At 57.3% G+C, this 23942-nt stretch carries 24 protein-coding genes, 2 tRNA genes, 2 pseudogenes and 1 riboswitch; of the genes and pseudogenes, 16 read left to right on the top strand and 12 right to left on the bottom strand.

All coding sequences use genetic code 11. The features are described 5' to 3' along the window. Nucleotides 1–100 precede the first annotated feature (100 nt). From QEV83_RS03935 to QEV83_RS03920, 4 genes and pseudogenes are all read left to right on the top strand, one after another. Nucleotides 101–454, top strand: coding sequence for a metalloregulator ArsR/SmtB family transcription factor (locus tag QEV83_RS03935; RefSeq protein WP_280129955.1), 354 nt, complete (start codon nt 101–103; stop codon nt 452–454). A gap of 109 nt (nt 455–563) precedes the next feature. Continuing rightward, entirely contained in the window at nt 564–1055 is a 492-nt protein-coding gene (locus QEV83_RS03930; protein WP_280129954.1) for an SRPBCC family protein, read from the top strand. Nucleotides 1056–1238: 183 nt separating this feature from the next. Beyond that, nucleotides 1239–1353, top strand: a pseudogene (locus QEV83_RS03925) (IS5/IS1182 family transposase); the annotation flags it as partial. Next, nucleotides 1344–1463 (top strand): annotated as a pseudogene (locus QEV83_RS03920) (IS5/IS1182 family transposase); the annotation flags it as partial. The pseudogenes QEV83_RS03925 and QEV83_RS03920, both read left to right, overlap by 10 nt. A 9-nt stretch (nt 1464–1472) precedes the next feature. Here the strand turns inward: QEV83_RS03920 and QEV83_RS03915 are convergent. Then, entirely contained in the window at nt 1473–2279 is an 807-nt protein-coding gene (locus tag QEV83_RS03915) for an outer membrane protein assembly factor BamD (protein ID WP_348273253.1), read from the bottom strand. Between QEV83_RS03915 and QEV83_RS03910 the strand changes: the two genes are divergently transcribed. The 5 genes from QEV83_RS03910 (at nt 2278) to QEV83_RS03890 (ending at nt 5404) form a co-directional block, all read left to right on the top strand. Next, on the top strand, nt 2278–2484 hold the full coding sequence (locus tag QEV83_RS03910) for a hypothetical protein (protein ID WP_280129952.1): 207 nt from the start codon (nt 2278–2280) through the stop codon (nt 2482–2484). The two genes, QEV83_RS03915 and QEV83_RS03910, sit on opposite strands and share 2 nt — an antisense overlap. 139 nt (nt 2485–2623) lie before the next feature. Further along, a riboswitch (TPP riboswitch) is annotated at nt 2624–2744 on the top strand. A gap of 74 nt (nt 2745–2818) precedes the next feature. Beyond that, nucleotides 2819–3829: a glycine oxidase ThiO gene (gene thiO, locus QEV83_RS03905; RefSeq protein WP_280129951.1), complete on the top strand. Its 1011-nt coding sequence runs from the start codon at nt 2819–2821 to the stop codon at nt 3827–3829. Continuing rightward, on the top strand, nt 3798–3995 hold the full coding sequence (thiS, locus tag QEV83_RS03900) for a sulfur carrier protein ThiS (RefSeq protein ID WP_280129950.1): 198 nt from the start codon (nt 3798–3800) through the stop codon (nt 3993–3995). Before thiO ends, thiS begins: the two co-directional genes overlap by 32 nt. A gap of 1 nt (nt 3996) precedes the next feature. Next, nucleotides 3997–4806, top strand: coding sequence for a thiazole synthase (locus QEV83_RS03895; RefSeq protein ID WP_280129949.1), 810 nt, complete (start codon nt 3997–3999; stop codon nt 4804–4806). Next, nucleotides 4799–5404, top strand: a complete 606-nt coding sequence (locus tag QEV83_RS03890) for a thiamine phosphate synthase (protein ID WP_280129948.1) — start codon at nt 4799–4801, stop codon at nt 5402–5404. The genes QEV83_RS03895 and QEV83_RS03890 overlap by 8 nt, the downstream gene beginning before the upstream one ends. A gap of 23 nt (nt 5405–5427) precedes the next feature. Here QEV83_RS03890 and QEV83_RS03885 read toward each other — a convergent pair whose 3' ends face one another. The 5 genes from QEV83_RS03885 to QEV83_RS03865 form a co-directional block, all read right to left on the bottom strand. After that, a complete protein-coding gene (locus QEV83_RS03885; RefSeq protein WP_280129947.1) occupies nt 5428–6489 on the bottom strand; it encodes a patatin-like phospholipase family protein in 1062 nt (353 codons plus the stop codon). A gap of 101 nt (nt 6490–6590) precedes the next feature. After that, nucleotides 6591–7382, bottom strand: coding sequence for an acetoacetate decarboxylase (locus QEV83_RS03880; RefSeq protein ID WP_280129946.1), 792 nt, complete (start codon nt 7380–7382; stop codon nt 6591–6593). Between the two features lie 79 nt (nt 7383–7461). After that, nucleotides 7462–8460: a WD40 repeat domain-containing protein gene (locus QEV83_RS03875; protein ID WP_280129945.1), complete on the bottom strand. Its 999-nt coding sequence runs from the start codon at nt 8458–8460 to the stop codon at nt 7462–7464. A 37-nt stretch (nt 8461–8497) separates the two neighbouring features. Beyond that, nucleotides 8498–9541: a GTP-binding protein gene (locus QEV83_RS03870; protein WP_280129944.1), complete on the bottom strand. Its 1044-nt coding sequence runs from the start codon at nt 9539–9541 to the stop codon at nt 8498–8500. A 210-nt stretch (nt 9542–9751) separates the two neighbouring features. Further along, nucleotides 9752–9825, bottom strand: a tRNA-Cys gene (locus QEV83_RS03865). A gap of 268 nt (nt 9826–10093) precedes the next feature. On the opposite strand from QEV83_RS03865, the gene QEV83_RS03860 reads away from it, so the two are divergent. From QEV83_RS03860 to QEV83_RS03840, 5 genes are all read left to right on the top strand, one after another. After that, nucleotides 10094–10169: transfer RNA gene (locus tag QEV83_RS03860), tRNA-Asn, on the top strand. Between the two features lie 163 nt (nt 10170–10332). Continuing rightward, nucleotides 10333–11544, top strand: a complete 1212-nt coding sequence (locus QEV83_RS03855; RefSeq protein WP_280129943.1) for an integrase arm-type DNA-binding domain-containing protein — start codon at nt 10333–10335, stop codon at nt 11542–11544. Nucleotides 11545–11790: 246 nt separating this feature from the next. Then, nucleotides 11791–12492: a hypothetical protein gene (locus tag QEV83_RS03850; protein WP_280129942.1), complete on the top strand. Its 702-nt coding sequence runs from the start codon at nt 11791–11793 to the stop codon at nt 12490–12492. 134 nt (nt 12493–12626) lie between these two features. Next, nucleotides 12627–12869 carry a helix-turn-helix domain-containing protein gene (locus QEV83_RS03845; RefSeq protein ID WP_280129941.1) on the top strand — a complete coding sequence of 81 codons (243 nt, stop codon included), beginning with the start codon at nt 12627–12629 and terminating at the stop codon, nt 12867–12869. Nucleotides 12870–14408: 1539 nt separating this feature from the next. Further along, nucleotides 14409–14762: a helix-turn-helix domain-containing protein gene (locus QEV83_RS03840; protein ID WP_280129940.1), complete on the top strand. Its 354-nt coding sequence runs from the start codon at nt 14409–14411 to the stop codon at nt 14760–14762. A gap of 481 nt (nt 14763–15243) precedes the next feature. Here QEV83_RS03840 and QEV83_RS03835 read toward each other — a convergent pair whose 3' ends face one another. The 3 genes from QEV83_RS03835 to smbP form a co-directional block, all read right to left on the bottom strand. Then, a complete protein-coding gene (locus tag QEV83_RS03835; RefSeq protein WP_280130956.1) occupies nt 15244–15483 on the bottom strand; it encodes a hypothetical protein in 240 nt (79 codons plus the stop codon). A 451-nt stretch (nt 15484–15934) separates the two neighbouring features. Continuing rightward, the gene (locus QEV83_RS03830; RefSeq protein ID WP_280129939.1) at nt 15935–16354 is read right to left on the bottom strand and encodes a DUF1488 domain-containing protein; all 420 of its coding nucleotides are present in this window, start codon (nt 16352–16354) and stop codon (nt 15935–15937) included. A gap of 1217 nt (nt 16355–17571) precedes the next feature. Beyond that, nucleotides 17572–17910 (bottom strand): small metal-binding protein SmbP, encoded by a 339-nt coding sequence (gene smbP / locus QEV83_RS03825; protein WP_280129938.1) that lies wholly within the window; start codon nt 17908–17910, stop codon nt 17572–17574. Nucleotides 17911–18385: 475 nt separating this feature from the next. Between smbP and QEV83_RS03820 the strand changes: the two genes are divergently transcribed. Then, a protein-coding gene (locus QEV83_RS03820; protein WP_280128802.1) for an IS5 family transposase occupies nt 18386–19221 on the top strand; the annotation gives its coding sequence in 2 pieces (ribosomal slippage) (nt 18386–18773 and nt 18773–19221; 837 coding nt in all). Between the two features lie 457 nt (nt 19222–19678). Here the strand turns inward: QEV83_RS03820 and QEV83_RS03815 are convergent. Further along, complete coding sequence (locus tag QEV83_RS03815; protein ID WP_280129937.1) at nt 19679–20059, bottom strand: hypothetical protein; 381 nt, start codon at nt 20057–20059, stop codon at nt 19679–19681. Between the two features lie 748 nt (nt 20060–20807). Between QEV83_RS03815 and QEV83_RS03810 the strand changes: the two genes are divergently transcribed. Further along, the gene (locus tag QEV83_RS03810) at nt 20808–21995 is read left to right on the top strand and encodes a DUF3095 domain-containing protein (RefSeq protein ID WP_280129936.1); all 1188 of its coding nucleotides are present in this window, start codon (nt 20808–20810) and stop codon (nt 21993–21995) included. A 206-nt stretch (nt 21996–22201) separates the two neighbouring features. Here QEV83_RS03810 and QEV83_RS03805 read toward each other — a convergent pair whose 3' ends face one another. After that, nucleotides 22202–22843: a cupin domain-containing protein gene (locus QEV83_RS03805; protein ID WP_280129935.1), complete on the bottom strand. Its 642-nt coding sequence runs from the start codon at nt 22841–22843 to the stop codon at nt 22202–22204. 323 nt (nt 22844–23166) lie between these two features. Beyond that, nucleotides 23167–23622, bottom strand: a complete 456-nt coding sequence (locus QEV83_RS03800; protein ID WP_280128913.1) for a VOC family protein — start codon at nt 23620–23622, stop codon at nt 23167–23169. Nucleotides 23623–23942: the final 320 nt, after the last annotated feature.

Here is a 23942-nt window from a genome sequence, read left to right as displayed (position 1 = left end):
TGAGGCTTTTGTCAAAGGCGGCACCTCCCTCTGCACGATTAGTAATCCAGACGGATAACTATTATTGACAGCCCCTCGGCGCGCATATATTGTTAGCCATATGGATAACTTACCATCGAGTCTCGACCTTGTGTTCGGCGCTCTTGCGGACCCAACCAGGAGAGCGGTCCTTGAGCGTCTAGGGGAGGGCGACGCCTCGATCGGGGAACTCGCCCAACCATTTGACATGGCGCTGCCTAGTCTGATGAAGCACGTTCGGGTGCTGGAGGCCGTCGGCCTCGTTGAATCTCAGAAGAGTGGGCGCGTTCGCACCTGCCGGTTGAAGCCGGTCGCCATGACCGATGCTGAACGTTGGCTGGCCGAGCAGCGTGCGGTTTGGGAGGCGCGCCTGGATCGGCTCGAGGCCTATGTGAAGACAATTGAGAAGAAGTCCCGGAAAAGAAGGTTGAAATGATTGAGTTCCGCAAACGGCGGACGCTCCTTGCTGCCGCCACGATCTCAGGGAGTTCGCCCGCGTCATTGACACCACTGTCACATGCCCATCCCAATCAAAGGATTTGATCATGAACTCGTCCACCAACGCTGCGCTCTCGCAATGGGCGCTCGATCGCGAAACCGTTCTCTCGCGGGTAATTGATGCGCGGCGCGACGTTGTGTTTTCTGCCTGGATCGACCCGAAACATCTGCCGAGCTGGTTCGGGCCAACCGGTTTTAAAATCGAGACCAAGGAGATCGACATATGCGTCGGCGGTCTGTGGCGCTTCGACATGATCGCACCTGATGGCCAGCGCTTCACCAACCGGATGATATTCCGTCGTATCGAACGACCGACTCTGATCGAGTTCGATCACGGAACGGACAGCGATGACGATCCGGGGCGATTCCGGACAACCATCACTTTCGACGAACAGGGCGATAGCAAGACCGTGATTACATTGCGTCAGTTGCATCCAACCAAAGCAAAGCGCGACGCGGGCATCGGCTTCGGTGCAGTCGAATACGGTTACCAGACGCTCGAAAAGCTCGCGCGCCATGTCGAGGCATTGCGTGCTTAATGGGTCTGCTGCCGGATCACCACCGTCAGCGGCCGGCATCTCGGCGATGAACGCAATCAATGTCGATATCGTTCGCTCACTGTTCATGCCCCTCTTCCTAGGCGGCACGCTAAGGCCCGTACCCAATAAGGTTTGGCTGTGAGGTTGTTGTTCTGATTCAAGGCTTCTGGAAGGGAGCTTTGAATGCGCAAGCTTTACTGGCTGGACGACGAGGCTTGGGCTCGGATCGAGCCGCATCTTCCCAGGGGCCGCAAGGGGCGCTCGTCGCGTGGATGACCGCCGGGTTCTGAGCGGTGTTGGTCCCGCCTTAATGACTATCGCCGTGTCGCAACTCGATATGACAAACTCGCCGAGAGCTTCCTCTCTGGCGTCCTCATCGCAGCCTGCGTCAGCTACTGGGCTAAATGAGTCCTGACCCTAGCCAAGGCGGAAGATTTTCGAGATCCAGGATCCCTTATCCTCGTTTGGCTGCAGGCCGCCGCCTTGGAGCAGCGCGAAGGCATCCTTGTACCAGCTTGACTCGGGGTAGTTATGGCCGAGAACGGCGGCGGCGGTCTGCGCTTCGCTGGGGACACCGAGCGCGAGATAAGCCTCGGTCAAGCGCATCAAAGCTTCTTCCGCATGGCGAGTCGTTTGATATTTGAACAACACCTCGCGAAAGCGGTTGATCGCCGCCGCGTAATTGTGCTGGTTGAGATAATAACGGCCAACCGACATTTCCTTACCCGCCAATTGGTCGCGGGCAACCTGAAGCTTGTAGCTCGCATCCTGCGCATATTCCGACTTCGGGTATTTGTCGGTGATGACGGTAAAGACCTCGACAGCCTTCGCCGCGCGCCCTTGATCGCGGCTGATGTCCGGGATTTGATTGTAGTAGGACATGCCTTCGAGATAATAAGCGTATGGGATGTCTGGGGATGCGGGATAAAGGGCAATGTACCGTTTTGCCGATGCAATGGCGTCGTCATAGCTGCCATTTTGATATTGGCTGAAGGTGGTCATCAAACTCGCCTTCCTTTGCCATTGCGAATACGGATATTGTTTTTCAAGGTCAGCGAATTTTTTGGCGGCGCCATCATAATCCTTGGATTGGAGCCGGGCTAATCCTTGATTGTAGAGATCGTCTGCTGGAACATCGGGAATGATCTTGGTTTCGTATTTTTCGCCCTTGAACAGATTGAATGGATTGAGAGAATCCATCCATGAGTCAGCGGAGGCCGGCATGGAGACGGCCATCACCGCCAATGCCGCGACAGCATGGATCGATAACCAGTTCGCAGCGTTGCCCGCCGGTTTATGCGTGTTCCTAGAGGCGATGTTCATAGGCTCTGCTCATTTGTCGAAAATTAAAAAAGCCAGGGCTCCGACGGTTTTTGCGCAACCGGTGCCTTTACGCCTCCAATTCTATCTGTCCGTAAAAAAGCATTAATGTGGCAGAAAATGATTAATTTGCGCCCGGGAGGTGTTCGCGCGGCTCAAGTCAGGGTTTTCAAGTTTTTCCGGAGTTGGTTGCGGTGAGCAAAGGCTGCCGTCCTTGACGCAAACCCCTAATAAGCCTATCTAATTCGGTGAAAACCTAGGGGATCCCCGGCAGGGGGCTGAGAGGCTGGCGGCGCTGACAAAGCGGCCTAGCGACCCTTCGAACCTGATCCAGTTCGCACTGGCGTAGGGATGGTAAGCCATGATTTTTCCCTTAACAGATCTGTTTTTCCGGCGCCTTTGTGTCGATAGCTGGCCGAAAGCCCGCGCCAATGGGTAGGGCCATGCCTATTCGCGTTATCGGTGCCGGTGTTGCCGGGCTCACAGTTGCCTTTGAATGCGCCCGCGCCGGGCTTGATGTGGAAGTGGTCGAGAGGCGGGAGGGTCCGGGGCTCGGCTGTTCCTATTTTGCGGGCGGCATGCTGGCCCCTTGGTGCGAGGCCGAGGGTACAGAAAAACTCGTTCTCCATCTCGGTCTCGAATCGCTTCAATTCTGGACAAAAACCATACCCGTCGCAAAACAGCATGGGTCACTTCTTGTTGCGCCTGCTCGTGACCGGCCGGAGCTTGCCCGTTTTGCCCGTCGCGCCTCTGGCTTTGAGCGGCTTGACTCCACGAAAATTGCGGCGCTGGAACCGGATCTCGAAAGGCGTTTTGACGAAGCCTTGTTTTTCCCCTCCGAGGCGCATCTCGATCCGCGCGCGGCGATGGACGTTCTCGCAGCGCGGCTTGCTTCTTTCGACAATGTTGCGCTGCGCTTTGGCGTGGATGCGGCTCAGATGTTGAAGTCCTCTGATTGGACGATTGATTGCCGCGGTCTTGCGGCGCAAGACGCGTTGCCCGATCTGCGCGGTGTCAAGGGTGAAATGCTGGTTTTGGCAACGCGGGAGATCACGCTGAGCCGGCCGGTGCAGCTCCTGCACCCGCGCCATCCTGTCTATATCGTGCCGCGCGGCGATGGGCGGTTCATGGTCGGCGCGACGATGGTCGAAAATGCCGAGCCCGGCCGGATCACCGCGCGGGCCATGCTCGAATTGCTGGGTGCCGCCTATTGTCTGCATCCGGCTTTTGCCGAGGCGGAAATTGTAGAGACGGGGGCCGGCGTGCGGCCGGCCTTTCCGGGCAATCTGCCAAGAATCCGCCGCGACGGGCGTAAACTCTATGTCAACGGCTTGTACCGGCATGGCTTCTTGCTTGCGCCCGCTCTTGCCAGGCGGGTCGTGCAAATCATCCGCAAAGACGCTTATTTTCCGGAGGTGATGGATGCAAATCCATGTGAACGGCAAAGCGCTTGACGTTAGGGCGGCAAATCTGGCCGCGTTGCTGCACGAACTCGACTATGAGGACACCGCGGTCGCCACAGCGCTCAATCACAGTTTTGTTCGGAAAACAGATCGCTTCAAAACACTATTGAACGAGGGCGACGAGGTGGAAATCCTCACCCCGCGTCAAGGAGGCTGACATGGCGGCGTCTCCACACCAGGACCGTCTCAAGCTGTATGGCGCCGAATTTTCTTCCCGGCTGCTTGCCGGGACCGCGCAATATCCCTCTCCCGCAATTCTCTCGCAATCCATCGCGGCGGCTAGGGCCGAAATCGTGACGGTATCGCTCAGGCGTGAATCCGGAGGCAGCCGGGCAGGCGAGGGGTTTTGGGCGCTGATCCGCGAATTGGGCGTCCGGGTTTTGCCGAACACCGCCGGGTGCCTCAGCGTGAAGGACGCCGTGACCACCGCGCAAATGGCGCGCGAAGTGTTCGACACGCCTTGGATCAAACTCGAGGTGATCGGCGAAGAAGATACTTTGCAGCCGGATGTGTTTGGTCTCGTCGAAGCGGCATCGATCCTCACGCGCGAAGGATTTCAAGTCTTCCCTTACACCACAGAGGATCTTGTCGCGGCCGAGAAACTGCTGGGCGCAGGCTGCGAAGTGCTCATGCCTTGGGGATCGCCCATCGGCTCGGGGCGTGGCCTCAACAATCCCTATGCGCTCAGATCGTTGCGCGCGCATTTTCCAGGCGTGCCACTTATTGTCGATGCTGGAATCGGCGCGCCTTCGCATGCGGCGGTGGCGATGGAGATGGGATTCGATGCAGTGCTCATCAACACGGCGATCGCCAAGGCGGGCGATCCTGTGCAAATGGCGCGTGCCTTTGCTTTGGCGGTGGAGGCGGGGCGGCTTGGCTACAACGCCGATCTGATGCAGGCGCGGGACATGGCGGCTCCCTCGACACCCGTGATCGGGCGCGCCTTCAGCGATCGCGCGCATGCTTGATCCTTTCTATCTGATCGTTGACAGCGCGGCTTGGATCGCACGGCTGTTGCCGAGCGGCGTGCGGCTCGTGCAATTGCGGATCAAAGACCTGCCAGGTGCTAGGGTCCGCTCCGAGATCATCGAGGCAAAAGCGCTCTGCGCGGGCGCAGGCGCCCAACTCGTCGTCAACGACTATTGGCAAGAGGCGATCGATACGGGCTGCGATTTCATCCATCTTGGCCAAACCGACCTCGATTCAGCTGATCTCGCCGCGATCCGCCGCGCCGGTTTGAAGCTCGGCGTCTCAACCCATGACGAGACCGAGCTTTTTCGCGCCCTCGAAACCCAGCCGGATTATATCGCGCTTGGTCCTATTTATCCGACAATCCTGAAAGCGATGGCCTTTGCGCCGCAAGGCCCGCCGCGCCTCGCAGAATGGAAGGAGAAAATTGGCAAAATACCGCTCGTTGCGATCGGCGGTATAACCTTGGAGCGGGCGGTGGGAGTATTAAAAGCAGGAGCGGACAGTGCTGCCGTTGTCACCGACATTACGCGCAACGCCCATCCAGAGCAACGCGCGCAGGATTGGGTTAAGGCAACGCGGCGATTTGCCGTGTAGAGCCGATCGCGGAGGATTTTCCTTTACGTCGGGTCCTCGCGATGCAGATCGTGGACCGTCACCCCCCGCGTAATCGCCGATCGTTCCAGCCATTCGGGATGGCGAAGCGTGCGCAACGTATCCTCATAGCCCGAGTCCCAATGCTCACGCATCGATGTGCCGGAAAACTCATAGTCCCGCGCGTGGCCTTCATAGTTCTTATGCTGATAGATAAGATGCACAATATTGACGACGGCGGCGTTAGAACATTCGGCCAAAAATTCCTTCTCGCCTGGCTTCAGCGCTTCGGGTGGGACTCTTTTCAAAGCATCGGCAAGGCGCATCTTCATATTATGCGCGCGCGCGAAAGCATCCGTATTCTGGCGGGTGCGGCTCGAATACATGATTTCCTTGTGGCGGGTCAGAACATCGGACATCTGGCGGGGCAAGGTTCCGCGCGCGCTAAAAAGATCTACCTGAAACACCAGCGAGGATTGGTGCTCGTCTTGTTCCAACAAATATTGCAGCGGCGTGTTGGAGACGATGCCGCCGTCCCAATAATATTCGCCCTCGATCTTGACGGCCGGAAGCGCCGGGGGAAGCGCACCTGAGGCCATGATGTGCTCGGGGCCGATCCTTTGCTTCTCGGTGTCGAAATAGACGAAATTGCCAGTCCACACATTGACCGCGCCGACGCTGAGCCGTTTGCGGCCATCGTTGAGAAGATCAAAATCGATCAGCTTTTCGAGCGTGTCTTTTAAGGTGCCGGAATCATAGTAACTGGTGGCGCCCTGCGCGCCCGGCGGTTGCAGCCAAGGACTGGGCGAGCGTGGCTGAAAGAATCCCGGCTGGCCAAAGAGCAGCGTCATCAGGGAACTTGTCTGATTGCGGAAATCACGGAAAATATCGCCTTCTGGCGTATAGGCCCAGATCTTGCGCCCCGACACCGTGGACCAGAAAACTTCGAGGTTTTGTAACCGCTTTTCCGGCCCATTGCCGGCAATGATCGCGGAGTTGATGGCGCCGATCGAGACGCCCGAGATCCAAGTTGGCTCGCAGCCTGCCTCGGCTAGTGCTTGATAGACGCCGATCTGATAGGCCCCCAAGGCGCCACCGCCCTACAGGACCAGGGCGACGCGGTCGTAACGTTTGGCGATGGCCTCAATATTGTCCCGGCGAGTCTTTGCGCGCGCCGGGCGCATCTCGTTCATTGCGCGGGCTCCGTCAAGAAAGACAAGTCTTGGAGCGGCGGCTCAATTCTATCCGCCAAATAATCATGTACGACCTCGCCAAGGCCGAGCGTCACATCAGCGATGAAATGGGTGCCGGAAAGCACTTTCAAGATCGGAAGTTTTGAAACATTTGCCATCGCATGGGGAAATAATTGCAGCGCCGCTGGGCCGCTCCAAGCGCCTTTCAACGAGACGTTTTGCCAACGATACCGCACGAGCTCACAGATCCGCAGGCCGCCATCGACATGCGGTATGATTTTGATCAGAAAATTCGGCGCACCGAGTTCGCGCAGGATCGGTGCGGGGTCGAGTTCAATGTGCTTATAGCCCATACTGCCTATGGCGCAGGGCACGGAGCCAAAATGCAGGGTGCCCACAAGCACCTCGCTCTCGTGGCTGAGATTCAGACGAGCGAGTTTTTGCGGAAACCCCCAAATTTCGCGCCCCGCCGCGATCGGAGCTTCATCGTCAAGATACATCGAATGAACGTAGGTTCCCGTTTCGCCTCCGAGGCCGACGCGAATCATCTGGCCGCATTCGGTGAAATCCCCAAAGCCAGTCGTATCCGGCAGACGGATGAATTCAAATTTGACGATCGGGTCGATGATTTCGAGGGGCTCGGGCACAATGGCGCGCAAAGCCTCTGGATCGGTCAAATATTCGACGACAAAATATTCGCGATCATAAAAATGATAAGGTCCCCGCGGATAGGAGGGGTTGTTGAGCGGCATGGCGAAAGCGCGCGCGCGGACATCGGCGATTTTCATTTCGAGGCTCCTCGGGAGGGCAGGAAACCTGGCAAACGCCAAGTTGTAGCGGCAAAGCATGACAGATTTAAAAATTGCCTCAGGCTGGCATCTCAAGAAGTCCAGCCGTACCGTCCGCCGCGCCGAACAAAAGTCTGCGGCCCGGACCATCCCAAGCAAGTGCGCCAATCGCCCGCCCGGCCGCGGGCGGAGGGCGCACCAGTATTTCCGCCCCGTCGGGAACCCGGCAAAGCATCACCAGTCCATCCTCATAGCCTTGCGCCAAGACGAGCGATTTTGGATGAAAGGCAACCGATGTGACCCTCACTTGCCGTGCGCCGCATTCGAGCGGTGCTTTGCCGATGGGTCCTTCCTTATCTTTGAACGGCCAAATGATCGCGGCGTCGGCGCCGGACGTCGCCAGCCATTGGCCATCGAAAGACCAAGACAAGGAACGCGTCTTCGCGGGGTAGCCGCTCATCCGCATGTCCTTTTTGTCGGCAGTCCGCCAGCCATGCAGCGTGTTTTCCTGCATCGAGGTCACGAGAAATCGGCCGTCTGGGGAGACCGTCGCGGAGAGATGGGAGCCTTTCCATTTGAACGGCTCAGGCGGAGCGGCGGTATTGGGAAACCACAGGCTTGCGCCATCATAATGGGCAATCGCGATCCGGTAACCCTTTGGCATAAACGCGAGCCCGCGCACGGTTGATGGCGCGGCAAAGGTCTTAATGACGCCGTGGTGATCGCGGGCGCGGACGTCCTTCCCGCAAGACCAGGCAACCGCGCCATCCTCCCGTGCGGCGAGTGCGTCGATCCATTTGCCTTTTTCGTTGGCGATTTCTTGGATGGCGCCATCTTGCGAGACAACCACCACACGGCCGTCATCGCCGCCAGTGACAAAATGACCCGCCGAATTGACGGCGGTCAGAATCGCGGCGTCCGGATGCACGGGAATGTGCTGTCCGCTGCCGGGCGTCACGAAAAAGACGGTGCCGTCTTCGAGCGCGAGCGCCGGAATATCTCCAAGGAAACCCGCCGCCGCGACGGGAGCTCCTGCGTCCAGCGGCTTGACATTGGCGGTCAGGGCAGCAGCGGTCATCGGAAGCTCATGCGTGAAATGGATCGCTCGCTGGGCGTTAAGCGGCGCAGCTCAAGAATCCCTTGGTAATTTCGTCTTCCTTGAGGTTGCGGCCAATGAAGACAAGCCGGCTCACACGCTTCTCCTGCGGCTTCCATTCGCGCTGCAAATCGCCATCGAGAAGCATATGCACGCCTTGAAAGACAAACCGCTTTGGCTCATCCTTGAAAGCAATGATGCCTTTCGCGCGCAGGATGGACCCGCCTTCTTTCTGCACATAATCTTGCAGCCAGGGCACGAATTTCTCTGGATCGACATCGCCGTTGATGGATAGAGCGACGGACTGCATGTCTTCGTCGTGATAATGTTTTAGGCCATGTGACTCGTGATGATGGTGCTCGTGATGCTCGTGGCCGTGATGATCATGGTGGTCGTGGTCATGTTCAGGATCATCACCGCCGTTGAGAAACTCCGGCTCGATTTCGAGGATGCGCTCCAAGTCGAAGGCGTTGCGGCCGAGCACCGCATCGAGCGGCACGGCGCAGTTCGTCGTCTTGTGCAGTTGGGCATAGGGGTTGATTGCCCGGATCCGCGCTTCCACGTCGTGAAGTTCTTCCGTGCTCACGAGATCGGTCTTGTTGAGGATGATCACATCGGCGAAGGCAATCTGATTCTTGGCTTCCGGCGCGTCTTTGAGACGGTCGCCGAGCCATTTGGCGTCGGCGATGGTGACGACCGCATCGAGCCGCGCGGCGTCGCGCACATCGGCATCGACAAAAAAAGTTTGAGCCACGGGAGCGGGATCGGCGAGGCCGGTCGTCTCGACCAGGATCGCGTCGAATTTGCCCCGGCGCTTGAGGAGGCCCTCGATGATCCGGATGAGATCGCCGCGCACGGTACAGCAGATGCAGCCATTGTTCATTTCGAACACTTCCTCGTCGGCACCAACAACGAGATCATTGTCGATGCCGATTTCGCCGAATTCGTTGACGATGACGGCAAACTTCCGGCCATGGTCCTCGGTGAGAATGCGGTTCAGAAGCGTCGTCTTGCCAGCGCCGAGATAGCCGGTCAGCACGGTGACGGGGATTTTTTCGGACACGCGGAACTCCAAAGTTATGGCCGCTACGGCCGCCATTCCGCCTCGCACGCGTTGGGTCAAACCTCGAGTGCACGGCTTGCGTCAGCGCTCTGAATGTTTGCGCTTAACCCGGAGATGCCGGTTTGCATGTCTCACAGTTCAAGAACCGCAATTGCAATTCGGGTCGATTATTGTTGAATGAAGGTAGTTATAAAACAACGGCAAAACGGATGGAGGCCTCGCCCGGAATCGAACCGGGATTGAAGGATTTGCAGTCCTCTGCGTAACCATTCCGCCACGAGGCCCCTGCCGCACCGCGTCACGCGGCCCTCGCCTATACAGAGGATACGCTTTTCCCGCAAGGCGTGGTTCCAACAAGCCCGCTAAGCCGATGGCTAAAGGAGAGGGCAGGGAAATTTGACCGCGAGCGCTCCCGGGTAACCTGCGATCGCCACTACCTCTTTGTTTTCGCATATAATCTTATGGAAAAGCGGGGCAATTTCTTGGGATCGTGCAGTAGCCCTTTGCAAAGGCGGTTGCAGCTTGTTATATGCGCGTCGCGAAGCATCGCGATCCCTGATAGCTCAGCTGGTAGAGCAATCGACTGTTAATCGATCGGTCGCAGGTTCGAGTCCTGCTCAGGGAGCCAAATCTTTATCCGCCTGCATCCATAATCGTCCAAAAATAACAGAAAAACAGGGACTTAGAGTGCAATCTCTGTCCACAGACGTTTTTGGATGTGCGTTGGTATCCGCGTCAAATGTTGGTATCTTTGTTGGTATCCAGCCATTGCCGCCTGAAAAGATACCAACATGGCCGTTACCGATCTCGAAATTCGGGCCGCCAAGCCCGCCTCCCGCCTCGTAAAGTTGTCAGATGGTGGCGGACTGCAATTATGGATCACGCCCGATGGTGCCAAGCGCTGGCGGTTGGCTTACCGCTCTGGTGGTTCTCAAAAGCTGCTTGCCATCGGCGTCTATCCTGCAACCGGCCTTCGCGAGGCGCGGGCCGCGCGGGAAGAAGCCAAGCGGCTCTTGGCTGCTGGACAAGACCCATTGCTCGTCAAAAGGCTCGCCAAGGCTACAAAGGCCACCGCGTCCGCCAACACATTCGACGCAATCGCGATCGAGCTTTTGGATAAGAAGCGGAGGGAAAGGAAAGCCCCGCCGACTCTCGAAAAGTTCCAATGGCTAGTTGGGCTCGCCCGCCCAGCAATCGGGGCGAGGCCGGTATCCGAGATAACCGCTCCAGAAGTGTTGGCCATTCTCAGGAGCGCGGAATCTCGTGGCAAGCTTGAAACCGCTCGTCGGCTCCGCTCAACCATCGGGCAAGTCTTCCGCTACGCCGTCTCAACTGGGCGCGCTGACGCTGATCCTACGGGTGCATTGAAGGGCGCGTTGAGCGCACCAACAGTTCAGCATCGCGCCGCCATTATCGAGCCAAAAGCATTCGGTGGGCTTCTCCGCGCCATATCTGGCTATGAGGGTGCGCCGGAAACGCGCATGGCGCTGGAATTGATCTCTCTAACGTTAGTGCGCCCTGGCGAGCTTCGCGCGGCTGAATGGACAGAATTTGATCTTGACGCGGCGGTCTGGTCAATCCCTGGCGAGAAAATGAAAATGAGGCGACCGCATCGCGTTCCACTCGCGGCCCGCGCCGTCGCCATCTTGCGCGAGCTTCAAACTATCACCGGACATGGAAAATTCGTTTTTCCATCCATCCGCTTGCCGGCGCGCTGCATGAGCGAGAACACCATCAATGGGGCGCTTCGCCGTCTAGGGTTTACCGGCCACGAAATGACCAGCCACGGCTTTCGTTCGTCGGCGTCTTCAATGTTGAACGAAAGCGGCCTTTGGAATTCCGACGCCATCGAACGCCAATTAGCCCATGTGGACAATGATAGCGTCCGCCGTGCCTATGCCCGTGCTGATTTTTGGGACGAGCGCGTTCGCATGATGACCTGGTGGGCTGATCGATGTGGTGAGTTGCGTTGCGGGGGTGACACGATCGCCAAGAAAAGTTGACGAACATCCACGTCCTCGGCTTCCCAAATTCCCGCATTTGATGGTGGATTTCCACATGCCGCTTCAAACAATCGGTAGAAAATCGAGCGTCCACGCGCAACCATGAACACGCTGGGATAGGCCGACGGGCCGACAAGCCAAGGAGCATCGCTTGGTTTCCCTGCGTTCCTCTGATGCGCGCGGATGCTCGCGATGTCGTAATTGTTGAGGCTTTTGAGCGCATTCAAGCCCGTTGACGAAGACATCGTGAAACGGATTGTTGAGGCGGTCGGATTAACGGCGGTTAATGTGGACCTTGCAGCGTTGGGCGCAGATCTCGATAGGCTTAGGGTAAGCGCTGAGCAGATTCGCCACACATCATCCTCTCGGAAGGTATTCCCTACAAAACGGAAGCGGCATGCCGAGACTGTCAAAAGCCATGCCAAAAAACTTCTTTCTGCTCTCAGCTCTTCCCATGAAATCGACACTCTCCTTGAATTTTTGAGCCCATTCTATCGTCGTCATCAAGATGGAAGTCCAAAGGCGTATGGTGAGCTAATGCTTTCGCTCAGCTCTCTCATTCAGGACGCAGACCAAATTATTTCAGAAGCGAATGCAGAAATCCAACAAGGGAAGGAGGCAGGCAAACTTCCTGAATCCAGCCCCCCGCCCTTCTATTCGCTCCGTTCGCTCTTTTGGCACAATCCCCACGCAAGCGTTTCCTGGATCATCGCGTGGGAATTAGCGCCGATTTTCAAAAAGCATTTTGGCAAGGAAGCTACTGCGTCAACACCTTCAGAAGGAGCGGAGGATCGAACCCCTCGCGGGGCATTTGTGCAATTCGTGCAAGCTGTTCAGAATTATTTGAAGCTATTCCCCGGAATAAATGCTGTCTCGCCGCACACGATTGCTACGGCGTTGGGTAGAACGAAATCCCAAAGAGACGAGCAAAATCATGACAGGAAGTGACTCGCCCGTTTTCTACAGGGCGAGCCGTTAAAATTTATCTCAGGGACCCTGCGTTTTACCGGCCTCATAGGTCTGATCTTATGTCCTCGCGTGTCCGTCATCGACGGAACAAAGCCACATCCGAGGACGACTATATGATCTCAGCTTCCCATATCGCTATCCGCTCGCCGTTAGGCGATGCGCCAGTCGGCAAGAAATCGACTGCACTCAATTACCCGCGCGCGCGCCGTATCAATGACGCCTGCGACGCGCTGAAAATATCTAGAAGCCATCTGTACGCGCTCGCGGCCGCCGGTAAGATCAAACTCATTCGGATTGGCAGCCGCACCCTTGTACCTGAAGCAGAGCTCGATAGGCTTGTCGAGCAAGGGACCTAAGCCATGATCGCAACAACAAACCCGGTCCGCGCTGGTAACGCGGCCGGGCTCAGAAATTCGTCATGCTTGGTGGCTGACAAATCAAAGGTTACGCTAAATCTTCTGCTGTCGCAAGGCGAATCAAGCGGTGCAAATGGAGGCCAGTTACCTCTGTCTGGCGACGTGGCTGTAGGAGACCGCCCGCGCGACGACTACCAAAAGAAAGCCCGCAGCAATCCGCGCCGCAGCAAGAGTCAACCTCGGCGCCTGGCGTCAATAGTTCTCGGCCAAATACGGCGACTGGCGCTCACTTGCCTCGCATCGCGCGGATACCTGGATCCGGTTGATTGGGCCTACGTGATCGCGTGCGTTCTTGGAAGTGCCGAGCACGGCCGGTACAAAATGAATGGGCGCATAGCCTCGTTCGCGATGTGGCCCGGCCTCGATTACTCGACGCTCGCCAACGAGCTTCAACGACTCGGCTTTTGCCTTCATCCCGACGATATTGGCGCGGCGCTTCGGCGCGCTGGAAAGCGGAACGGCAGGGCCCTTAGTGCTGATTCTATTGCTCGCATTCTTGGCGTCACCGCTAAAGAGCGATCGCTCGCCGATGCTCGGAATATTGGGGCCATAGATGAATCGCGCGAGGAGCGGAACGAAGCCAGCGCACGGGCGAAGGCAGAGAGGCGTCGAGAAAGACGACAGGACGCCATCCGCCGGGCCGAGGCAGAACGCAAGACCGCCGAGCGCCGTCGGTCTGGGGTAAAGCCGCGCGCTGTTTATGAGGCTGAAAGCTTGTCCGCGACCAAGCCATGGGAGGCTGAGGGTATATGTCGAAGAACTTGGGAGCGGCGGCGGAAGTGCTCCGAGGTCGCCGCAAGTCCGTCCGAACTATGTGGGGCCGCCGTCAGAGGGGAACGGCCTGTCGCAAGTCCGTCCGTCCCTCACCCTTCTAGTTTACTAGATCACAAGGTGCGGAACACACTACGAAGACCCGAAGGGGCCTGCCAAGGAGAGATTGGAGAAGCATCTGTGCTTACCACAGCAATGCTACTGGTGCCGTTCCGAGGAAGCCACCCACTATTGCCAGCAGACCAGCAGTTCGTATCAGGAGGCAAAGAATGCTTTGCATGACAAGGGCCAAACTTAAGAGCTGTCCAGCACCCACAAACAAAGGAACTATGGTCATGGTGGGTGCCGAGACTGAGCCGGGGCCAATCGCGGGAGTATCGGGAAGCTGGGCTCTGAATTTACCAGTCCTGGACTTGTGGCTCATCTGTCAAGCGCCCGAAACCATAGCGGTCCCGATGGAAAGGCAGGCCGGCGACGTGATCCGGTTTACTGGCTTGGTAACCGGCAGATGCGGGCGCAGAGACATCCGCGTGCATGTCGTCGAAATCGCTGATGATGCCACACCGATCAAGAGGCCGCTCCACGAGCCCGAGGTGTCGCTGTGCTTGAGGAAAAGCATGCTGACTGGACAACCATCCAATCGGGTAGCGCCGCGATCTTTGCCAAATCAAGAGGCAGAGCTGCAGCCGTTTTGGAAGAACCGCTTGAATGAGCCGCGCATTGCGCGTGGGGCACCAAATGGACGTCGCTGATCTCCCGATTGTAAGCCTAATCATACGTCCTGACGCCCGTCGCTTGCGCGAGGCAGCAATCCCTGAATTGATGCCTGCCCACTGTCGAGCCGCCAGAGCCTTGCTTGATTGGACACAGCCACAGTTAGCTGAAGCTGCAGGGCTTGGGCTGTCTACCGTTGTTGATTTCGAACGAAGCCGCAGGGCCGTATCCCCTGAAGCTGTTCAAGCGATCAGCCGAGCATTGGAATCGGCCGACGTCGAGTTCATCGCCGAGAATGGCGGCGGCCCGGGCGTGCGGCTCAAGAAAGCCAAGCGGAAGGCGAAATGAACTTGCCGCAGTGCAGCATCACAGGCTTGCGATTTATCGCGATATATTTCGACAATCGTTCCCCTTGCGTCTATGCTTTTTGCCGAGAAATCTTCTCATCGCCGGGTCCCGAGAGGCTCAGGTTGCGATCGGATCGACCCATGATCAAAAACGAAATCCAGCCGCGCAATCCAAGCACCCCACTCTGTGTTCAATTCACGCTTCACATCGCGGAAGCTCGTGACGCTCTGGCGAGATTTGAAGAGGCAATTCAGCAAGCCAATTGGCCAGATTCTGTGGTTAACCAATATGCGGGGGATATTGACACACTGCACGGAGAGCTTTTGGAGCCGTCTCCCTCGCCAATGATTATTCGAGATGCCGGGAAATCGATGCGCTAAACGCTGGATGTAATTACCGCCCGGATTGAGGTGCCCAACGTAATTGCAGCCGCCGAGGTGCTATGGTCAGCTATCGGGCTTGCGGGCGAAGCGCGTTAGGACTAGCGATTCCGATAGTCGCTTGGGGCCCCCGTGTTGTTGTAGGCGGGAGCCGTCATTAGATCGTCTTTCGTGCGATTGAGAACCAGCGAATTCGTGCCGTCGCGAGTCGAGAGTTTCAGCTCCTTGAAGGGAATCACGACGTCTTTCTGGTTAACGCCAAGGAAACCACTGCTGACGCTGATGATCGCCGCCGCTACGTTGCCGTTGCTATCAATCATGAGAACGGTGGCTCTACCGATTTTTTGTTCGGAAGGATCATAAACATTCGTTTTATAGATTTCGGAGGCGAGCTACTGGCCCATCGGAAGCACAGTCTCTGCAAAGGCGACGCTGCAAGCGAATGCAAGCACCGTGGCGGCCAAAGCGAGCAATTTTAACATAGGTAATCTCCTTGCGCTTCTACGGCTCACAAACGACGCGCCTAGCCCTTTGGTTGCCTATCCGGAAACACCAAGCTTGGCGGCATAGCAGTCACGTAGAATTGAGCAGCGGCAATAAGACGTAATACGAACCTTTCACAATGTACGAAGTTCACTTCCCATCAACTCCCCGGTGTGACTTGGCCGCTTAATTCGGCGGCCTTTTTCAAAGCCCACTAGGTGATCGCGATAAGGCGTAGCGTCCGGCCTCAAGCGCCAGGACAATGTGTGATCGTCATCGAGAGCACTGGGCACGCCGTAAGAATTTCTCCTATTTCTTCTTTAGATTGGTAGCTTCAAGCTCCTTCTTCTGAATCGAAGCGAATGTCGAAACAGGCATGGCTTCCTTCGGTTTCACCTTTTTTGGCTTCTTGGCTTCACGATTGCCGTGCTTGTCACTTCTTGCCATGATCGCCTCCAGCAATAAATCCGACGCCGACAATCGATGATAACTCTGCCGCTGCAGTGAATGCGAATAGGCAACGCTGGCGGCTTTCTCGATCCGGGCGCGATTGACGTCAAACACATGTAGCAATGAGGCTTCGTCGCGATCCGCATAGGGACTTATTTTACTTAAGGCTTCCTCATTCAAGTAGAAGGTGATTTCGAACGCGGAATCGTTGCCCCAGAAGCGGACGCAGTGCCGTGCCAGATCGTAAATTCTGCTAGCGTTCGAAAAATGGAGTGCCATTGAGATTTCTATTCCCAAAAAGCTCACGAGGAAGGGCTGGCCCCAATAACCCTGTCCGGCACCCCTCCGAGTTATCGAAAGTATATACATGAGAACAAAGGCTCACCATTATTAGATGCCGGCGGCGATTTGTTTCGTGAACGCGCTTGCACTTGCGGTGGAAGTTCTCAGCTATTCCCCATAAATGATAAGCTTGCGTCATGTGCGGACACTTCACCCAATGCTACATGTGGTGTGAGCTTGTCGAGCTTTACCGGCTGACCCAGCCAGCAAAACGGCTCGGAGTTGGTTTCGATGCGCTGGGGCATCGCGGCCCATCTAAACGGAGAAAATAAGCCGGCGTGATCCTCGGGGAAGCCGAAAGCGAAAAGGAAATGACCAAAGAAATCTACGGTCGTCAAATTGCTGCGGCGCGGGCTCTCCTCGGTTTGTCGCTAAGGGAGCTTGCCAGGAAGGTTAAAATCTCGACGGATGGAAGCAAGCTTCGGCGAGCCTGTAGGGCTATTCAACAAAATTGCCGCCGTTTGTCCCGTTCTGGAATTGGCCGGTATCGAATTCACCAATGGAGACGAGCCGGGCGTAATATTGCGAAAGACGCCGAGGGGCGATCCGGCCGCGTCAATTCCCGTCGAGAAGCTGACAAGCGAGAATGATAAATTGCCACGCGATGAGGACGGCCGTAACAATCGCTGCAACCTCGCAGGTGCGCTCGTAAAGATTGCGGAAGCTGTAAATTCATTTTTTAGAGCGCGGCGGTTTTAGCTTCGCTGTGGCGAATGACTGCTGCGAGTTGTGGGGGGCGCTCAGGCTGCTTGGCATGGGAGCCGCCGCACTTCTGCTAGTCTTAACTTAAAAGCCAGGGCTATTTCTGGCGACAATGAAGACATCTCGATACTGTGAATCGGAGCCGAAATTTGTTTTCGGACAGCAGCCTCAACCGCCAGCTGGTCCCTTCCTTCAGCTAGGAATAAGGTAGCGATCGAAGGACGGCCTCTAGATGACGCTGTGACAACGGCGACAATCCATGCATCCATATGCAAAGAATATCATTTAATGAGCTAATCCACCAACCGCTTGTCAATCCTCCCATATTTCAGACTGCCCGCTCTCGGGCCGCGCGCCGTGTATATTTGGCGGGTAATGCGGCCGCCCTCCGCGCATCTGCAAGCGTACGACTCGGCCGGAGCTCATCGAGATTGCAGCGGCCGCATTTAATCCTACTTGACCTGTTCCAAATGGGTTAGCGCAGCTTCGGCGTGAGTCGTAGCCATCTGGGCATTGCCCTTTTTGCCCTCGTCGATTGCTTGTTTCAAATGTGTGATGGCTTCTTCGGTGTGGGGATTAGCCTTGGCCTTTTCACCGGCCTCCGCGTGGATGAGCGCGGCGTCGGCGTGAGTTTTCAGGACATCGGCATGTCCTTGCTTGCCGTGGTCAATGGCCTGCTTGGTGTGTGTGATGGCCTCGGCGATGTGATCTTCCTCAGCCAGCGAAACCTGTGGCATCAGAAAGAGAGCGAGAGCAAAGCTCAACATAACGACAAAGAATCTACGAGACATAGACGAATCCTCCGGTTAACTTATAGCTTCTCGACAGACTCGCCGTTTCGTGCGGTGAGGCTGATGGTAGCGTGCGCCTCAAACGCCGATAGTTGCGTTGGCAACATCTGGCACAACAAAGCCTATGGTTCGTGCCGCCTAGGAAACCTGGGCGCTCGCTTCCGCTAGTGAGATTTCTGGCTATCGTGTTGTTCCCCTTCGGCCCGTTTTTCTCCGGCGGTCCGTATAAAGGTGGAACGCGGAGACTGAGGAGCAGGAAAAGGAACGCGCCAATGAGGGCGGCAAGCGCTATGATACTTACCATCGACATCGAAGACCTCCCTGTTGTGCTCTAAAGGGGTAAGCGTCTCAGCGTCACAAATGCGCTCTACGGTGCGGTGAAGCCTTAACCCTAAGTGTCCGTCCGGGAAGTAGTTGAATCGGATGAATCATTTGTGATTCATTGGCGGCTGCCTGATTCGATGAGAGGCCGCCAATGTGGACGTCCGAAAACCGCCCGAAATACAATCGTGACAAACTGCGCTATCCGAGCGATCTGACGGACGATGAGTGGTCGCACATCGAGCCGATTATTCCACCGGCCAAACGTGGCGGACGCAAGCGCTCTGTTGAGCCGCGGGAAATCGTGAACGGTCTCATGTATGTGCTGAGCACGGGATGCCAGTGGCGTTACGTTCCCAAAGATCTGCCGCCCAAGAGCACGCTGTTTGGTTATTTCGACCTTTGGAACTGGGACGGCACGCTGGATCGCATTCATCACGCGCTCTACGTGAAGTGTCGCGAAGCCATGGATCGTGAAGCGAGCCCGACGGCCTGCGTCATCGACAGCCAGAGCGTAAAGAGCGCGGAAAAAGGGGGCGCCGCATCGATCCGAGCGGCTATGATGCTGGCAAGAAGATCAAAGGCAAGAAGCGCCATATCCTCGTCGATACGCTAGGCCTGCTGCTGCATGCAGTGGTGCATCCCGCCGACATTCAAGATCGGGATGGTGGCGTGCTTGTTCTGTCGACCTTGTTCGGCTTGTATCCGTTTTTACAAAAGCTCTTTGCTGATGGCGGATATCAGGGCCCGGTCTTTCAAAAGGCGTCGGCCAAAATCCTGCCGCATATACAAATCGAAATCGTCAAACGCTCCGATCAGGCCAAAGGGTTTGAGCTTCTGCCGCGACGTTGGGTTGTCGAACGCACCTTCGCTTGGCTTAATCGTTGCCGCCGCTTGGCCAAAGACTTCGAAAATCTCACCCGAAACGCACTCGCTTTTCTCCGTCTCGCCTCAATTCGTCTCACGCTCAGAAAGCTTTGTCTGAATTGATGAACTTTCCGGACCGACTCTAAGCGGCGGCGCTTATTGGTAGAGCCTATCGCCGCCGCGTGCCCGACACCCCGATTAGAAACGTTCCCCGACCCCTAATGTTCCGAGGAGATCGAAGCTAAAAATGGTGCATACGTTTCGAAGCTCGGCCCTTCCCAATCCTTCGTCTCGACAATAGTCTTGCGTTCAGATACGTCTCTTGGCCCCCGAAGACCCGTTCCGAATAAATCTCGGCCATCTGAAGAAGGGACAAGGGAATGTGGACTGAAACTTCTCCCTGTGGTGCGACGGAATACAGAGAGGTGCTTGCCCGTTTGGCGCTCCAACGTGCCAACATTATGCATCTCGTTGACCTGAAACGCGGGGGGTACTCCCCGCGGCGAACAGAAATGCGGATCGGCCGCCTCACCGATCGGCCACAGCCGTCGCTTGACGCTCTCCCGATTGGGCGCTCGCCCTAGCTCGATTGCGGTTCCTCCGCCGGCGGTTCCGGCTGCGATGGCTGTTCCAGTAGTGGTGGTGGTGGTTCCGGCGGAGTGTTGGCCTCTAAACCAATTTGGGCGCCCTCATCGGAGTCCTTTTGGCGGTCCGTCTCGTACCTTTCCTCATGGCTGCCCGCGTTTTCGGTTTGCCGGCCGACCTCGTGCCTTTCGGCATGATCATCTTCGTGCCCCGCGGTTCCGCTGGCTTCATCCTCGTCAGAGCGGTCGGCCTCATATCCTGCATTTCGGCCGGCTTCGTGGGCCGCATCGACGTCCACGACCGGCGCCGAGGGCGGCGGATCAGCAGGCTTCCTAAACGTGGCGATTAGGTCGGCGAAGAACTTTTTGACATCCATGGTTGTGCCCTCCAGTTCGGTCCGCAACCCATGAACTCCAGAATCAGGCCGCGGTCAAAATCGGATAGCCGATCGCTCGCCACGGCCCCGCCCAATACTCAACATCGACAAGAACCGTGGGCTCGGATACGCTGAAGGTGCGACTGGACCAATTTTGGTTCGCTCGCCAATATGGACAGGGAGGTAATTCATGCGCAGCTTGTTAGCATTGCTATTTGCGGTTTTTGCTTTGTCGTTGGGGGCGTGCGGTACGCCCTCGGAAGAATCGCCCTCCGACCAAAAGAATTCCGGCAAATCGTCGGCACCTCTTACGCTCCCGCAATGAGACGAGGGCGACCCAAACTTTGATTGGGTCCTTCGGATTTCGCAAGATGTGAGCCCATCCGGTCCAGACCAAAGAAGCTGAAGTTGGAAAGCTTCGGTATCTCGGACTTGGGCCGGATGAGGCTATGTTGCACTTCAAACTGTGTCGCGCTCCAAACTTAGTTTCGAAGCGGGCAATGCAAAATCGGTTATCCGGCGTCGGTCGGCGAATGACCGCTCCTGGCGACAAGATCGCTGTGCCTGCGGCGCGCAAATTCATCGGGAGTTGGATGAGGAGCAAACGTGGCACTGACGTAATTATTTGTATCGGTTTGACGATTCTTGAGCTGATAGCTCGGCGACGAACGTCCTAGGGGTGTTGAATTTAGACGTCCGGGCATTGAGTGCCTCGGGCTATTGAACAGAAAAGCGGATGACCGTGGGAATGCCAACTCGAGCAACGAGTGAGAGCAACGAAGCAGATCAATTCTATGAGAGCATTCCGATCTTCGACAGATTCGGGAGCCTGATGGATCCGGCCCTCTATAAGCCGCTACCAAATAACTGGTCGATCGGCATCGCCGATATTGTACAGTCGACCAAGGCCATTCGCGAGAATCAATACAAGGCCGTGAACATGGCCGGCGCCGCCGTTATTGCGGCGCTCAAAAACGCGCTGGACGGCAGCGACTTCCCATACGTGTTCGGCGGCGACGGGGCGAGTTTCGCCGTCCCGCCGCAGGACCTTAAGCGCGCGCGTGAAGCCCTTGCGGCCACCACGGCATGGGTGAAGAACGATCTTGATCTCGTCATGAAGGCCGCGCTGGTTCCGGTCGCATGTATCCGCGCGCAAGGCGCCGATGTACGTGTGGCTCGTTTCTCACCGTCTCCAAATGTCACCTACGCGATGTTCTCGGGTGGCGGCTTGGAGTGGGCCGATGGCACTATGCGGCGAGGTGGGTTCGCGGTTGTTCCCGCGCCGCCGGGCATTCGTCCGGATCTCACCGGCCTGTCGTGCCGGTTCGAGGAAATGCCGGCTGCGCGTGGAGTGGTCCTTTCGCTGCTTATCGTGCCGGCCCGCGGCGCCGACCCCGACGCTTTCCGTGCGGCCATCGATGACATCGTCGCGGTCATCGCCAAGAGCCCGGACATGTCCAATCCTGTCTCGCTTGCCGGCCTCCGGATGCGTTGGCCGGCGGCTGGTGCTGAACTTGAGGCGCGCGCCGCGCGCAACGCTGAAATGCCGCTGTTCGTGCGGCGGAGCGCTGTCCTTGTGCGGACCTTTATCTATTATTTTATTTTGCGATACGGCATTCGTGTGGGCAGCTTCGTGCCGATGACTTATCTGCAGCAAGTGGTCGAGAATTCTGATTTCCGTAAATTTGCCGATGGCTTGCGCATGATCCTCGATTGCACGCCCGACCTCGTCGGTGAAATCGAGGGACGCCTTGTTGCCGCGGCATCGGCTGGAACGGTCCGCTATGGACTGCACCTCCAGGACGCTGCGGTGATGACTTGCTTCACGCCCTCCGCCACCGACAGCAATCACGTCCACTTTATTGATGGCGCACGCGGAGGCTATTCGTCTGCGGCAACGGCGCTGAAAGAAATGACCGCACTAGATGAGACTTGAACACCCACGCCAATCATGGTGACATCGGCACGATGTTGATCCGACGACGGCGAGCTTACCGCCACTTTGACGGCCGTACCATACATTCGTGTTTGGCGAACTCGACCCGCTGTGCTGGCTTACGACGCGACCATCCAAAAAAGGGCCGGGGCGACGATGACCACAGCTTGATCGACCCCTCGAGGATGCGGCCAGTGCCAAGTGGGCTAAGGATGCGGTCCTTGCGCAACCGCCTGCAATGCCCGTGTCGCCAGCATCGTTCGCGAGAGTTGCGGATACGTTGCACGATAGCCTCGCCAGCGTGCGATCGGAGCGAGGGCGCCAAACAGCACGCGCTGTACTGCCGACGGAGGCGAACGAAACACTACGACGTCGCTGAACTCCTGCGCGATCAATGCGAGCTGCAGCATATTTGGCATGCCCTTATTGTCTGTGTGCCCGAGCCGAGCCAGACCAAACAAGGTCTCGACCATATGGGAAAAACGTTCGCCGGGTGTGATCTCCACGCGTACCCGGGCGTCGCGATCGGCCGCGTTCCACCAATCATGCCACATGCCAGCCTCGACCACGGCGCTCTCGCCCTGGTGAAGAATGCTTGTTCGTCCGTCGAGCTTCACGGTCAGTTCGCCCTCAAGCACGGTGAACTGCTCGACAAGAGCGGGATGGCGGTGTTCGCCTAGAACTTGTGCTCCGACGAGCGCAGTAAGCTCTGCCGTCGCGCGACCCGCGGGGTTCTGGTGGGGAAGCTCGATGATCGTCGCGCGCTCGCGTGTGACGGGGTTTTCCCAGACCTCACCGATTTGGATCGGCGTGCGGACCGGCGGCTCGTTCGGGTCTGGGTGCGACATAAACAAATTTTTCGCCCACGACCGCATTCACTGTCAATAGATTCCAGTCACGATCATCACTGCCCCACATTGATCGAATAGCATCACGGACGGCGCGCGAACTCTCGCTGCAATTCAGAGGCTTGGAAAGAGGTCCGTAATTTGGGGACCCCTGGCGGGGAGAAGGAAACATGGTTCATCAACGAGTCGGCGGTCTATAAATTCCCCGATGTGCGCTTTGCCCCCAATGGCGACCGGGATGCGGACATTGCTGGGTGTCTGAGACGCGCCATAAGGCGACATCACGACTTGCTCGGGTGGCAGCGGGTCGCTCGTTGGAGGCCCTAGCCAGAAGCGTCTGAGCCGCCCTGCTGCACCAACTCGAGGGTGATGCCCTCGGGACCCTCGAACAGCCGCAGCTTTCGGTTGATGTAATCCATCTCGTCGCTCAGCATGGTTACGCCGTTGGCCACGAGGTGCGCGGTAGCCGCCTCGATGTCGTCGACGCGGAACGCGAGGTGGTTGTAGCCCCGTTGCCGCAGATTCGTCGGGTGCGCACCCGGATCGGTCCCTGGGGTCGGGTCGAACTCGAGCAGCTGGATCTCGAAACGAGGATCCGCTCCCTCGAGTGCGAGGGTGATGTGCAGCGCTTTCATGCCCGGCATGCCCATGTACCGGGCGGGAAGGCCGCCGTCGATCGTCGCGACGTGCTCCTTCCGGAAGCCGAGGAGCGCGAAGAACTCGATCGCCGGGCCAGCATCGGCCACCGCGATAGTAACATGATCCGGATTGAGGAACATCTCACTCCCTCTCATCAACGCCGTGCAAACGGCCGCGCCGGCTCACCTCCGCCGAGTAAGCTGCCGGCAACTGGTCCTCCCACTCTTGCAAGACTACCATCTCACTCCTTCGCACGGTAGAGGGGTGGCCCGCGGCGAATTCTGTTTTGTGCCATTCTCGACGTTTCGCCCGTAAGCCAGACTGGTCCGGTGTACCTCAAGAACCGGACGTACTGGCCACAATCAGGTACTTCAGAGTCGCGCCAGGAGCGGACATTCTGGGCGCGGCACCCCAAGATCAGCTTCCGATCAATCCCAGAAATTCGCGACCGAGCCGCCAA

The sequence above is a fragment of the Methylocapsa sp. D3K7 genome (genome assembly GCF_029855125.1).
Taxonomy (GTDB): Bacteria; Pseudomonadota; Alphaproteobacteria; order Rhizobiales; family Beijerinckiaceae; genus Methylocapsa.
Note: the sequence above shows the minus strand (reverse complement) of the source record. Positions and strands in the feature narration are given on the sequence as shown.